The sequence below is a fragment of the Loigolactobacillus coryniformis subsp. coryniformis KCTC 3167 = DSM 20001 genome (genome assembly GCF_002706425.1).
GTDB classification, from domain to species: domain Bacteria; phylum Bacillota; class Bacilli; order Lactobacillales; family Lactobacillaceae; genus Loigolactobacillus; species Loigolactobacillus coryniformis.
This window is the reverse complement of sequence record NZ_CP017713.1, coordinates 531,369-543,975: the sequence shown is the minus strand read 5'-3', so window position 1 is coordinate 543,975 and position 12,607 is coordinate 531,369. Positions and strand designations below refer to the sequence as shown.

Below are 12,607 nucleotides of genomic sequence, written 5' to 3'. Positions count from 1 at the left end.
ATGATATAGCATCGTATACACCTAAATCCTGTAGGGCACCACCAGAAAACTTAAGGGAAAAATATTTGGTTCACCGCCAGCAAGCACTTGATCATATCGAGTGGAATATTTCATATATGTCAAAGTAACACCTTGCAATTTATCTAACTGAGTAACTGCCGCTTGAACGGCTTTAAAATTAGGTTCATAAATACGACGTGCCGCCTCAAAGAAAAACAGTCCTGTATTCTTTAATAATAAATTATTTATGACCAACATTTCGCTAGGGCTAGAAAAAGCTGGCTTTTCAACAATAATGTGTTTTCCGGCAGCTATAGCTGATTTAGCTTGTTTAAAATGTAAACTATTTGGTGAGGCAATACAGACAATTTCAAAATCTCCTTTAGAAAAAAAGGATTCCAAATTAGTAAAAATTTCTTTAGCATGGTATTTATTTGCTATTGTTTGTGCCTTATTCTTACTCCTTGAATATACAGTATTCAACTGATACTTTCCTGTTATTTTTGTCGCTTGGATAAATTGTTCTGTAATCCAATTAGTTCCAATAACACCTAATTTCAACATCATCCTTTATGACCAATTACAACTCTAACTTACATTTTAAGCATTCAAATTTAAATAGCATTATTTTAACTATAACTTCAATAATTTACGCAATGCCGAAGAAAGCCAATACTAAGCTAAGAACGATAACACCAATCATTAATACTGTAAAACTTACATTCTTTTTTGATAATAGATAGAAACATCCTAGTGTCAACGATAAAGGTATAATTCCCTTAAAAATCTGATCTAAAATTGATTGTAATTGTAATGTTTGACCACCACCAAGATGGAAAATCATTTTTGATTTAAATGTCACTAAATTACCTGTCATCCCTCCCAACATAATTAATCCCAAAACACTGGCCGCTTTTGTAAGTATATCCATCATGCCTGATTCATACATATCCTCAATATAATGAGAGCCTAAAGAATAGCCTAACTTTGTCAGCTCCCACCGGCACCAAAATGATGGTACATTATAAACAATTAGGAAGACGATTGGTGCTAAAATATTGCCTTGTGTTCCAAATGTCATAGCAATTCCTGCAGCAACTACCCGTAGAATTCCCCAGAATAAGGTATCGCCAATCCCAGAAAATGGTCCCATCAAACTTGCTTTGGTTGCACTAGGCCCTGTCAAGTTGACAGATGAAATAATAAAAAATTGAATCTGTTTGCCGGATTTACAATGTAAGTGCAACACCAAAATAACTAGACCAAAAAGGCCATGAAGCCTTAAACTTATAAGTGACAAAACCAATAAGTTAGGACGGACTTCATGACCCAATCTAAAGATACCATCAAAAAATCTTATAAGCAACTATCAAGTGAGGAGCGTGGCCAAATCCAGAGTCTTTATGAAGATCATTATTCGATCAGGGCGATTGCTAAAAGATTAGCCCGCGATCCCAGCACGATCAGCCGTGAAATCAAGCGCGGCACCGTGACGCAAATGTCCAGTTATGGCGTTTATACCCAGCGTTATTTTGCCGATAGCGGTCAAATTCAATACGAACAACGCCGTTTAAATTGCCATCGCAAAAGTCTACTCGAACATAATCCGGAATTCTTTAACCAATTGACCACTGCGCTTAAAGCTAAGTTCCGGGTGCACAGTGTAGATAGCTTTGTCGGTGCTTATAAACGTCACCATCCAGCTGAATATTGCCCCGCAACACCCACTGTTTATCGTTACATTGATCGTGGGTTACTAGCTGTCGCCAATATCGATTTACCACAACAGGTCAAACGTCACCAAAAGCACCGTACGGGTCGTGTACGCCAAAATAAAAAGATCTTGGGGACTTCAATTGAACAGCGACCAGTAGCGGCTAATGATCGTTCTGAATTTGGTCATTGGGAAGGTGATTTAGTCAAAGGCAAGCGAACCAGCGATCAACCGGCACTGCTCACCCTAACTGAACGAATGACGCGCTACGAAGTCGTGATCAGAATCCCCAACTATCAGGCTGAAACCTGTAAGGCTGCAGTTCAACAGTTTGTGAATAAACTTGATGCTGAGGTGGTTAAGTCACTCACTTTTGATAATGGTGCAGAATTTTCTGCGCTGAGTGAGGTCACTGGGACCAACCTATATTTTGCTCATCCTTATACGCCGTCAGAACGGGGCAGTAACGAACAGCTTAATGGGCTACTAAGAGAATTTATCCCTAAAGGTCAATCAATTACCCATTTCAGTGATGATCATATTAAGCAAGCGACCGCGGCACTTAACCAACGGCCACGTAAACTATTTGGTTATAAATCAGCCAATGAATTCATGGCTGAGCAGCTACTCGCATGACCACCACCTAGACCACTTATAAGTGAAGTTTAGCAAGTGTTGCACTTGATTTGACAATTCGGGAATTGAATCTGTTTCTAAGCGGCTTCATTCCAGTATTCATCTGGAGTGAGGCCGTTTCTTTGTGCCGAACGGTTGTGGTGATTAAAGTATTCAATACCTTCTTCAACCAGCTTCTCGAGTTCTTGAAGGGTCTTAGGCATCGGATGACGCTCCATCCAACGCAATTTAAACTCATTCCACCAACGTTCCATCGGCGCGTTATCGTATGGTGTACCTGGACGAGACATACTGCGTATCACATCGTAACGGCCTAGAAAGTTGTTGAAGGCACCAGATGTATAAGCTGAGCCGCGATCCGTATGAATCAATGGATGAACGTCTCCAACACGATCAAATGCACGTTGGAACACTTCGATTTCCGCAGCTGAGGTTTCGGTAATGCTGAGGTTGTGTGCCAAGAGAAGGCGTCCATAGAGATCAAGAACGCCACTCAGTCGAATTTTGTATTCACCATTCGGGCCGAATCTCAATTCAGTCGAGTCAGACAACCAAACTTTGTTAGGCGCGTCCGTATCAAAATTTTGGTTTAAGACATTGTCTTGGACGTACTGCTCACTAGCTTTTTGACGACTGTGTTTCTTGACTCGAATCTGACACCTCAGTCCAAGCTCTCGCATCACACGCCGAACCATTTTATAGGTCACTTCAAACGTAATCGATTCATCATGCTGTAGATTCACTAAGAGATTCCCAGCACCGATGCCCTGATGATGGAAATCAAACCAGTATTGTATCCGTTCCTTGAGTTGACGATCACGAACTTCCCAAGCTGTTTCTTCACGCTTTAAGCCTTTGTAGTAAGCCTGCCGGCTTACGCCGACAACGGCTAATAACTTGGTAAGCGCACCGCGCTTGCCTTGACTGACCTCTTTGATTGCGACGTAGGCCAGTTGATGCTGTTTATTCACCCCTTGCGCTGAAGTTCCAGCAATTTTTTTGCGAATTGTTCCACCAATTCTTTATCTTTAAGCTCAGCTTCCAGCTGGCGGATGCGAAGATTTGCCTTATCGAGATCAGTCAATTCAGACTCGTCCCTGTGATGACCACGGTTATCGACGAGGGCCTCATAACCACCGTTCTTGGCCTTAAGCACCCAAGATCGTGCTTGCTGATAGGAGACTTGAAAGTGCTCTGCGGCCTCAGCGTATGAATGTTTATGTTTGACTACGTACTCAACGATTTCAATTCGTTCTTCGAAAGTTGTCTTCTTAGGCATAGTGGGGACCCGCTTTCTGGACGGCGATGCCGTCAAAGGTTTGTCCTCATTATACTTGGTAACCCAGTTTTGTGCTTGGGTAGCGTTACGCAGACCATATCTGTCCGCCAACTCACCAAATGTACCTTCTCCATTTAAGTACGCAAAGACAACTGTATGCTTCAACTCCTTACTATAGTGAATATTCTTCTTTGCTTCTTGCAGGCCTTCTAGACCATCTCTTTGATAACGTATCAACCAACTTCTAAGTGTATCTTTACCGATTCCATGCCGCCTTTCATAAGTAGCCCTAGGGAGCCCCGACTGCTGATAATCTTCAATTAAATTGAGCTTCTCGAGAACTGTGAACTTAGATCTGGACATACAAAAATCCCTCCATAATCATCAGATGAATTATTGTATTTCATCTGACAACCACAAAGGGATTATCGCAGTAGTCAAATTTTTAACAGTTACCGATTTAGTTGCTGGATCAATTGCGGTCACCTCATGACGTACCAGCACATCAATATTATTTTTACTTTTGGTAGATTGTAAAATTTAAGTTTACCCAAATTGCAAGAACAAATTAGCCACGCAATAAATCCCGGCAAGACAGTATTTTCATTGATATTCATATTTTAAAGATTCAATCTTTAGCCAGCGGCAGCGGAGAAAAGCTCTTTTGGGGTTTGGTAACCTGACTGCCGGCGTGGTAAGTTGTTTAGCTTGGCTTCCACTGCTTGGATATCACTAGGGCCTAAAGTATCCATGGACAGGCCCTTAGGCACATCACGACGGATCATTCGATTATGCGCCTCATTTGTGCCTCGTTCTGAAGAGCGGTAAGGGTGGGCATAATAAAGGTCGGCAACGCCGTCAAGCACCGTCCCCGCCGCTGCGAACTCTGCCCCGTTGTCAGCGGTAACGGACTTCATGATGTGCCCGTATTCTTGGCAGATCTTAGCCAGTTCGTAGTTGACTGAATCGGTGTCACGGCCATCAATCAAACGCAGGATCTGACAGCGAGATTGGCGCTCGATCAGCGTTAGAATAACACTTTCTTGGCCGTTACGTTTACCGACTACGGTATCCAACTCAAAGTGACCGAACTCTTGGCGCTGATCAATACTTTTAGGTCGCTCTTCGATACTTCGTCCGGCCAGACGCTTATGCTTGGGTGAATGGTGGTGTTTGGTGCGGCGCCGGTTTTTTTCGAGCAGATCAAGATTACGGACTTCAAGTAGTTGCGCATCGATATAGTGGTATAACGTCTTGGTCGAAACCATCTCCTCAGGTTGATATAAGCCTTCAAGTTTAGCACGGCCCACCGCGGCATCAGGCGACCAACCGTCTTGGTGCAAATGGGCCGTAAAGTAGTGGATAAAGTCAGCGACACCAGCGAGTTTCAAAGGTCGATGACAGGACATTCGGTTAGCTTCGTATTTGGCCTGTGCCGCTTCTGGCGAGTACTCGCGGTGATATTGCCGTTGACCGTTCACTTTTTTAACTTGGTCGATCTCACCACGGCGTAGTTCATTACTGATTGTTTGATGACAAACGCCGATAACTCTAGCAATTGCGCGGTTAGAGTATCCTTGGCTGTGTAGCGTGGCGATTCTGCCGCGCTCAAATGAAGTTAGGTGGTGACCTTTTTCTCGGACTGTGGTATTCTGTTCTTGCATCAAGACAATAACCTCTTTCATTTTTGTGTTGGAACATCAATGATAACAGAGATTTGTCTTGGTGTTTTTTATTTTTTCAATTAGCTGGATCTAATTGGCTAACTTGATTATAAAACGCGCGAAAAAATCTTACCGTTAAAACAAACGCGCTAGCTGAAAAAGATGCACTTTATTATGAAAAATATACAGGAAAAACGACTAATGTACTCCTTCAAACAGGTGACTATCTACTCCTAACTCCAGATGACGCACATGAGGCCTGCCTAAATGTCCACAAACAGGTGTCTGTAAAGAAAGCAGTTATAAAACTACCTGTAAGCGAATTTATCAGCTAATTAAAAATAATTTTAGCTAACTTATTTTCTACTCATTAAGTTAATAATTTTCCATAGTAGCATACTAAGTAAAAGCACCTGTTGTGAAATGATTCACTGAAATTAGACTATTCAATTTTCAGAGACTCACTTTAAACAGGTGTCTTTTATTATATTCAATTATTCACACCGCTGTATTTATATCAGGGAAGCTATCCAACTGTATTGTAAGCATCTAAAATCAGCTACTTGATTAGTTTTTTGCATGTTGTTGCTTTGTAGCTTTATTTACTAAGCTAACCACAATCAACAAGCCACAGGCCAATATGGGAATCAGATGCGTATGACTGATTCCGGCAATATGATTATTCAACCATTGGGCTGCTAATCTATCCTCAATGATCATCGATCCAGCAGTATAGGCGACCAACAGTGCCCCAATCCAGATTAATATAGGGAAACGGTTCATTAGTATCACAATAAACTGACTAGCAAAAACCACAATTGGAATACTGATCATGATTCCAATAACAGCCAGTAATGTACTTCCATCAGCAGCCCCTGCAATCGCTAATACATTATCCAAACTCATCACTAAATCAGCGATAATAATCGTCCATACTGCTGCTAAAAATGTATTCCACGTGTGGTGCTAGTTTGTAACATTTAGAAATTTAACAAAAAAGTCCAACCCAGTTAGACTCATAAGTGACAAAACTTAAAAGGAGTAATAACTGTGTTGAACCACCTCAAGTTTAAGCAAAATCGTCACGAATTACAAGTTAGTTTCCATTACTTTTACCAGTTATGTTCATTGCTTTATCAGCGTTATTGTCCGCGTAGCGTCATTGAGCGGCGCAACGTTGAACATACTAAAATTACTGATATTAAACTTTTAGCTTTACTGTGCTTACAAGTCACACTGGGAATTCAATCGCAACGCCGCTTCTATTATCTGATGGCAGCGCTTATGCCGCGGCAAATGGTGGTATCACGTTCACGTTTCAACCGCCGCGCGCAACAATTACTGGCAGTAGTCAATACCATTCGCTCAGGTATCACTAAGGATTATGCTCATTCGGGCGACCTAGCGATTATCGACAGTTTACCCAACCCACTATGTGCCAAAGTTCGTAATTTCAGAGTTAGAATTTTTGCTGGGAAGGCCAACATTGGCTATAATGCCACCAAGAAAATGCCATTTTATGGGTTTAAAACCCACATGGTCGTCACGGCTAATGGCTATATTCTGAATTATGTGATCACGGCAGCCTCAGTTCATGATGCTAAGGTAGCGCCTGAGCTAATTAGCGGTTGTCCTTGTCCCAATATTTTGGCCGATGTTGGTTATGTTGGGAAAAAACTCAAGACCAGTTTTAGGGCCCTAGGCTATAACTTATGGACGCCTTATCGTTCTAATATGAAAGGTGCTAAATAGCATAATAAGCGTCAACTCAAGGCGTTACGGCGGACAATAGAGTCACGCTTTTCAATTTTAGCCCAGCAATTTGGGATTGAAACCAATCTCACCCGTAGTCTATTTGGTTTTCAATTAAAGATTGAATTGACGATATTGGTATACAATTTAGGCTTTTTTGATTTTATGACGAACTAGCACCACGCGTATGTATTCCCACTTTTAACCTTATCGATTTCTGTATCAGAATTAGGTTTCACTAAATCATAAGCAATATAAAATAGCAATACGCTGCCTACCACTTTGACCAAAGGAATGGCTAATAACTGAATAGCAACCAACATTAAAATTATCCGTAAAATAACTGCGCCTGCTGTTCCAATAATAATAGCCTGATTACGTTTATTAGACCCTAATTTTCTAGTTGCTAACGCAATAACAACTGCGTTATCACCACTTAATATTAAGTTCAACACAATGATTGAAAATAATTTAGATAGGAATTCGATGTTGAAACACCTCCTACTGATCGATAAATTTATTATCTAGAACTGCTGTACGCGTAAGTACATTTTATTGGTTAGCAGTGCTTAGCGTTAGTGACAAGAAAACGGTCAAAATTAGCAAATCAGCTGAGCCGCCCAGACTGAGCTGCTTTTCCGAAAAAATGACATCTAATTGTCTAAGAAACGCCTTACCAGCACTAGTTTGGCTTCCGCCTAAGTCAAAAAAGCAATCAATCTGCTCATGTAACCAATCTAAAATGGCTAAATTTCCTGCTCGCTTGATTAGATTAGAGTCCTCAGAATTTCTGGCAATAATCATCAATGTATCTAGTAAACGCTCATTAATTGGACCTGAGCTTGCTTTAAAAAAAGGCAAAGCGTGCTCAAAGACCACCGGAAAGCCAGCCTGTGCTTCTCCACGGATACCTGACTTACCATACTTTAAAAAGTGGCGTTCACCAGCGGTCAACTCATTTTCAGCTTTATCGGTTAAATTATTGAAATCTGTTGAAATCAAATCAACTAACATATCCCGAATCGTAGTCCTGATCAGAAATGCATCTAAGGCTTTGTTTGTTTGCTCAAGATAGCCGACCGCTGCCACTGCAATGCCTACTGAAAAAATAGCACCTTTATGTGTATTAATATTTTTTGTAGCTAAAAACATCTCTTTTTCAGCTTGAATCCCTAATGGTCTGAGTTTACGAAATAACTGCGTTAAATCGGTTCCTGTAAAGTTAAAGCCCGCCGCTGCACATTCATAAAAATACTGCTCCAAGCTAAGTGAACTGTCGATAAACGTAAAAACTGTCATATCTGGGTGCGCACCATGACTGCTCGGATCGACCAAGCCTGGCTTAGGTGTAACCGAAACCTCATATAAAAGTGACTTAAGCGCATTATGGACATTTTTTTTAGCTCTTACCTCATTTGTCATTATAAAATCACCTATAAGCGACATAGATCGCTGAAATTTTATTTTGGAGCTCCTCAATACTGTGCTGGCGTGAGCGCGCGCATTCCTTCGCTGGTCGCGAACAAATTAAGCAGCATCTTACAGGCAGATTTAAATCCGCACGCGATAAATGACCTACGCTTAAACTCAACACATCAATATCGAATAAACGACCAAAGTTCGTGTTATCTTCAAACTCGATTGCGATTTGTTTTAAAGCTAGTGCTCCTGAATCAACTACTAGAATTGATTCGCGGCCAGTATCCCGTGTCCAATCAATTTCAGTAATCACTTGCACTGCGTTATCGCTTAATTGCTTTCTAAATTCTCGATAGCCTTGTCTAAATAAATCAATCAAATATTGATTATTTTTGATTGGTCCAGGAATATTTAGCTTAATTGCCAGCACTGTTGCCGTTGGATAACGCTGAATTAGTTCATTTTGTAATTGGTTGCGCATATCACGGCTATTCATCACGTCAGTTAGCGACTGTGCGATACCTGTTTTAAAAATATTCTCCATCATCCTACCCCTCACGCTTCAAATAATAAAAGAACGAATTTTTAGACTTAGACTCGCAAACGAGTAAAAGTTAATAATTCGTTCCATCGTAATAATTAATCTTTAACTTGTTTCACCATATCTATCAATGTGCCATCCCGATATTCGATCAAAGCCACGGTCCGATCCGTGTACTCGATCGGTTTTGGTTGACCAACGATTTTGCTTGCCCTTTGTTGAAGTTCTTCAATTGTAAAGATAGGTAAGCCCGGAACTTTTTGCAACGTTGCTAATAAATCTTGGCGTTTAGGATTAACCGCGATTCCAACTTCAGTAACCAAAACATCAATTGATTCACCAGGTGTCACTATAGTTGTGACATCAGGCACGACGGTTGCGATTCGTCCGCGAACCAATGGTGCAGAAATGATAGTCAATTTAGCGGTTGCGGCATCTTGATGTCCACCAATAGCGCCACGAATAACACCGTCCGATCCCGTCATAACATTGACATTAAATTTTGTATCTATCTCTAGCGCACTTAAAATAACGACATCAAGTTGATCAACCATCGCCCCTTTGTTATATGGATCAGCATACCAGGAAGCATCAATTTCCTGTTGATTCTTTGAATTGTGCATTGACTCAGCGGCACCTTTATCAAAATCTTGTACGTCCATTATTTTAGCAACCAAACCTTCTTCAAGTAAATCGATCATCGGTTTAGTAATACCACCTAAGGCAAATGAAGCACGAATATCATTTTGCTTCATACTTTCCCGTAAGTAACGCGTAACAGCTAATGCAGCACCACCAGAACCTGTTTGGAAAGAGAAACCATCTTTAAAGTATGGTGAGTTGGTAATAACTTGGTTAACCGTTGCAGCGATTTTTAATTCTTTAGGATCTTTAGTGAAGCGCGTTGCACCTGAACCAATTTTTTCAGGGTCACCGACCTTGTCTACTTGAATAATATAATCAACTTGCGTCTGTTTAATGGAGGCAGGTGTATTAGGATACGGCACAATATTATCAGTTAAGAGAACGACTTTATTGGCATATTGGGCATCCATCAACGCGTAACCCAATGAGCCAAACACCGCGTCACCGTCCATCCCATTTGCATTACCCAGTCGGTCAGAATTAGGAACACCCAAAAACGCAACATCGATCTTAATATCGCCTTGTTCAATTGCACGGGCACGATTACCATGAGATCTAAAAATTACTGGATTAGCTAGCGCACCATGTGAGACTGCATCGCCTAAGCTACCTCGCATGCCTGAAGAAGTGATATTAGTGACCGTACCAGCTTTGATTGCTTTAACGACCATATCGTTCATCACATTGGTCAAAGAAGATGGCGCTAAAGTTAGGTCCTTTATGCCTAGATCAATAATCGTTTGCATAACCAAGTTGAAGACAAAGTCACCTTCGCGAAAATGATGATGAAACGAGATCGTCATTCCATCTTTAACCGTTTTTGCAACGATCTCTTTGACTGACGCCGACACCTTATCATCACCAGTTGAAATGGAAACTTGATGCGTTGTGCGCTCAACTACAGAGTCAGGAATCACCGCAGACTTAAAGGGTTGATAACCTAATTTAGCTGCAACATCATCTGATAAATTACGTTTTATATTATTATTCAAGAATAACACCATCCTCATCTACTAACCCTGATGCCTTTGCCAATTTCATTACTCGTTGTGCCCGTAAAGCAACTGGCCGATCTACCATTTGACCGTTCAATGAAATGACCCCAGATCCTTTGATCCGTGCATCTTCAATTGCGGCCAAAACATTCTTAGCATTGATTATTTCTTTAACAGTTGGCGCGTAAACTGCATTGACCATTGGAATTTGTCGTGGATTCACTAATGATTTACCATCAAAACCTAATTGATGGATGTACTCTGTTTCGCGTTTAAAACCTGCAACATCATCAATATTAGTAAAAACAGTATCAAATGCCGCAATACCGGCAGCACGAGCGGCATTCAAAATCATATTCCGCGCAAATGCTAACTCCGCACCATCAGGATAACGATGTGTTTTTAGGTCAGTCGTATAATCTTCAGCTGACAACGCGATCCCAATCATCCGCTCGGAAGCCGCAGCAATTTCTGCTGCATTTAAAACGCCTTTAGCAGATTCGATGGCTGCCATCATATGCGTCGTGCCAATCGGAATTTCAAACTGTTTTTCAACCGCAACAATTTTTTTCTCTAGTTGTTGAAGCATTGCTGCTGACTCCGTTTTCGGAAGCCGGATAACATCAATACCCGCTTTTACCATAGCCGTAACATCATTTTCCCAAAATGGCGTGTCCAGACCATTAATCCGTACAACCAGCTCAGCATCACCATAATCTTGGGTTGTCAGTGCTTCATAAACTAAAATTCTAGCAGCATCTTTCTCAGCTAACGAAACGGCATCTTCCAGATCAAACATGATCGAATCAGCACCGTAGATACCTGCGTCCTTTAGCATAGCCGGGTTATTCCCAGGCACAAACATCATTGTTCTTCTTAGTCGTTCTTCAGTTGCAACCATTGCTACAGCACCTCCCAAGATGGTTTATCAGCGGTATCAAGCGCACGATTTGCAGCAGCTAAAGTCCGCGCTTTAATGACACAATCTAAAGCCCCTTTATCAACGGCTTTAACGTTAGCTTGGTCAATATGGTTTGCGACTAATGTTTGTCGAATGACTGACTCAATTTGTTCACCAAATTCTTTTTTAACGTCAGAATCTAACTGAATCTTTATTCCATCGCTACCCTTATCGATTATAATTTGAATATCTGATGATTCTAAAGTTCCAGCCGTAGCTGTCTTTTTGATTTCCATTAATATACATTCCCTTCACATATCCACAAAAAATCCGCTAAAACTAATTATTTTTACGTTTCTCCATTTCTTTAATAATGAAGACCTGCGATGCTTCCAAATGTTGTCGCGTGATCCGCTCTAGTGCATCCTTATCTTTAAGTCGCATACTGCTATAAATAATTCGATGCTCTAACAAAGCTTTATCGCGTCGAACGCGTGCACGAATAGCAATGTCTCTAAAATAGATCAAGTATTCACGTAATTTATAAATAATTGATTTTAATCGTGGCATATTTGCTTCGTTATAAAGCATATTATTAAATTCAGCGATCTTTTCCATGACCATATCTACATCATCTAATTCATTAGCCTGTTCAGTCTCAACTAATAATTGGTTCATCGCATCAAAATCCGCCTCACTCATATTATTCATTGCTGTGATCTCAGCTAAAGTATCTAAAGCAATTCGAATGGCGTATATTTCATGAGCGTCTTTGATACTAATTCCTTTGATAATTACGCCTTTACCTTGAACATGATCGACTAAATCATCATTTTCTAATTGTTTTAGCGCATACCTGATCGGAGTCCGACTAATGTTCATTTGTCGAGAAACTTCTTTTTCATTTATTCTGACACCGGTTGCCACTTCACCCAGAATAATTGTTTTGCGCATTGCTTCATACAATAATTCCTTTAGCGGCCGATTATCTGATAAATCCAAGTTATTGCTAGTTTCTCTGATAAAGTCATTCATTGCTTAGACTCCCTACGTTTTATTTT

The 12,607-nt window shown here is 40.8% G+C and carries 13 protein-coding genes and 3 pseudogenes; 3 read left to right on the top strand and 13 right to left on the bottom strand.

The window, feature by feature from the left end; translation table 11 throughout:
• Positions 1-21: 21 nt before the first annotated feature.
• Both LC20001_RS14550 and LC20001_RS02640 read right to left on the bottom strand, forming a co-directional pair.
• Positions 22-564, bottom strand: coding sequence for a Gfo/Idh/MocA family protein (locus LC20001_RS14550; protein WP_235804478.1), 543 nt, complete (start codon positions 562-564; stop codon positions 22-24).
• A gap of 85 nt (positions 565-649) precedes the next feature.
• Positions 650-1,333 carry a PTS system mannose/fructose/sorbose family transporter subunit IID gene (locus tag LC20001_RS02640; RefSeq protein ID WP_204773050.1) on the bottom strand — a complete coding sequence of 228 codons (684 nt, stop codon included), beginning with the start codon at positions 1,331-1,333 and terminating at the stop codon, positions 650-652.
• Here LC20001_RS02640 and LC20001_RS02635 point away from each other — a divergent pair.
• Positions 1,325-2,350: an IS30 family transposase gene (locus LC20001_RS02635; RefSeq protein ID WP_056943364.1), complete on the top strand. Its 1,026-nt coding sequence runs from the start codon at positions 1,325-1,327 to the stop codon at positions 2,348-2,350. The two genes, LC20001_RS02640 and LC20001_RS02635, sit on opposite strands and share 9 nt — an antisense overlap.
• Positions 2,351-2,427: 77 nt before the next feature.
• Here the strand turns inward: LC20001_RS02635 and LC20001_RS02630 are convergent, their stop codons facing one another.
• The 3 genes from LC20001_RS02630 to LC20001_RS02620 form a co-directional block, all read right to left on the bottom strand.
• Complete coding sequence (locus tag LC20001_RS02630) at positions 2,428-3,321, bottom strand: IS3 family transposase (RefSeq protein WP_099267105.1); 894 nt, start codon at positions 3,319-3,321, stop codon at positions 2,428-2,430.
• A complete protein-coding gene (locus LC20001_RS02625) occupies positions 3,318-3,992 on the bottom strand; it encodes a helix-turn-helix domain-containing protein (protein ID WP_035456673.1) in 675 nt (224 codons plus the stop codon). The genes LC20001_RS02630 and LC20001_RS02625 overlap by 4 nt, the downstream gene beginning before the upstream one ends.
• Positions 3,993-4,264: 272 nt before the next feature.
• Complete coding sequence (locus LC20001_RS02620) at positions 4,265-5,293, bottom strand: IS30 family transposase (protein ID WP_169925060.1); 1,029 nt, start codon at positions 5,291-5,293, stop codon at positions 4,265-4,267.
• A gap of 137 nt (positions 5,294-5,430) precedes the next feature.
• Here LC20001_RS02620 and LC20001_RS14760 point away from each other — a divergent pair.
• Positions 5,431-5,628, top strand: a pseudogene (locus tag LC20001_RS14760) (YhcH/YjgK/YiaL family protein); the annotation flags it as partial.
• Positions 5,629-5,860: 232 nt separating this feature from the next.
• Here the strand turns inward: LC20001_RS14760 and LC20001_RS02610 are convergent.
• Positions 5,861-6,238, bottom strand: a pseudogene (locus tag LC20001_RS02610) (TerC family protein); the annotation flags it as partial.
• 105 nt (positions 6,239-6,343) lie between these two features.
• Between LC20001_RS02610 and LC20001_RS02605 the strand changes: the two are divergent.
• A pseudogene (locus LC20001_RS02605) lies at positions 6,344-7,222 on the top strand (IS982 family transposase).
• Here the strand turns inward: LC20001_RS02605 and LC20001_RS02600 are convergent.
• From LC20001_RS02600 to LC20001_RS02570, 7 genes are all read right to left on the bottom strand, one after another.
• Entirely contained in the window at positions 7,219-7,500 is a 282-nt protein-coding gene (locus tag LC20001_RS02600; protein WP_056943323.1) for a TerC family protein, read from the bottom strand. The pseudogene LC20001_RS02605 and the gene LC20001_RS02600 sit on opposite strands and share 4 nt — an antisense overlap.
• A gap of 97 nt (positions 7,501-7,597) precedes the next feature.
• On the bottom strand, positions 7,598-8,467 hold the full coding sequence (citG, locus tag LC20001_RS02595) for a triphosphoribosyl-dephospho-CoA synthase CitG (RefSeq protein ID WP_010011823.1): 870 nt from the start codon (positions 8,465-8,467) through the stop codon (positions 7,598-7,600).
• Positions 8,468-8,474: 7 nt separating this feature from the next.
• Positions 8,475-9,011: a citrate lyase holo-[acyl-carrier protein] synthase gene (gene citX / locus LC20001_RS02590; RefSeq protein WP_099267103.1), complete on the bottom strand. Its 537-nt coding sequence runs from the start codon at positions 9,009-9,011 to the stop codon at positions 8,475-8,477.
• A gap of 92 nt (positions 9,012-9,103) precedes the next feature.
• On the bottom strand, positions 9,104-10,654 hold the full coding sequence (citF, locus tag LC20001_RS02585; RefSeq protein WP_425319778.1) for a citrate lyase subunit alpha: 1,551 nt from the start codon (positions 10,652-10,654) through the stop codon (positions 9,104-9,106).
• The gene (gene citE / locus LC20001_RS02580; RefSeq protein ID WP_010011827.1) at positions 10,635-11,546 is read right to left on the bottom strand and encodes a citrate (pro-3S)-lyase subunit beta; all 912 of its coding nucleotides are present in this window, start codon (positions 11,544-11,546) and stop codon (positions 10,635-10,637) included. Before citE ends, citF begins: the two co-directional genes overlap by 20 nt.
• Positions 11,547-11,548: 2 nt before the next feature.
• The gene (gene citD, locus LC20001_RS02575) at positions 11,549-11,842 is read right to left on the bottom strand and encodes a citrate lyase acyl carrier protein (protein ID WP_010011828.1); all 294 of its coding nucleotides are present in this window, start codon (positions 11,840-11,842) and stop codon (positions 11,549-11,551) included.
• A gap of 43 nt (positions 11,843-11,885) precedes the next feature.
• A complete protein-coding gene (locus LC20001_RS02570; protein ID WP_056943324.1) occupies positions 11,886-12,581 on the bottom strand; it encodes a GntR family transcriptional regulator in 696 nt (231 codons plus the stop codon).
• Positions 12,582-12,607: the final 26 nt, after the last annotated feature.

Coding starts and splice junctions, on each gene's coding strand:
- LC20001_RS14550 (WP_235804478.1), bottom strand. CDS start 564: ATGTTGAAATTAGGTGTTATTGGAACTAATTGGATTACAGAACAATTT.
- LC20001_RS02635 (WP_056943364.1), top strand. CDS start 1,325: ATGACCCAATCTAAAGATACCATCAAAAAATCTTATAAGCAACTATCA.
- LC20001_RS02625 (WP_035456673.1), bottom strand. CDS start 3,992: ATGTCCAGATCTAAGTTCACAGTTCTCGAGAAGCTCAATTTAATTGAA.
- LC20001_RS02620 (WP_169925060.1), bottom strand. CDS start 5,293: ATGCAAGAACAGAATACCACAGTCCGAGAAAAAGGTCACCACCTAACT.
- citG (WP_010011823.1), bottom strand. CDS start 8,467: ATGACAAATGAGGTAAGAGCTAAAAAAAATGTCCATAATGCGCTTAAG.
- citX (WP_099267103.1), bottom strand. CDS start 9,011: ATGATGGAGAATATTTTTAAAACAGGTATCGCACAGTCGCTAACTGAC.
- citF (WP_425319778.1), bottom strand. CDS start 10,654: ATGGTGTTATTCTTGAATAATAATATAAAACGTAATTTATCAGATGAT.
- citE (WP_010011827.1), bottom strand. CDS start 11,546: ATGGTTGCAACTGAAGAACGACTAAGAAGAACAATGATGTTTGTGCCT.
- citD (WP_010011828.1), bottom strand. CDS start 11,842: ATGGAAATCAAAAAGACAGCTACGGCTGGAACTTTAGAATCATCAGAT.
- LC20001_RS02570 (WP_056943324.1), bottom strand. CDS start 12,581: ATGAATGACTTTATCAGAGAAACTAGCAATAACTTGGATTTATCAGAT.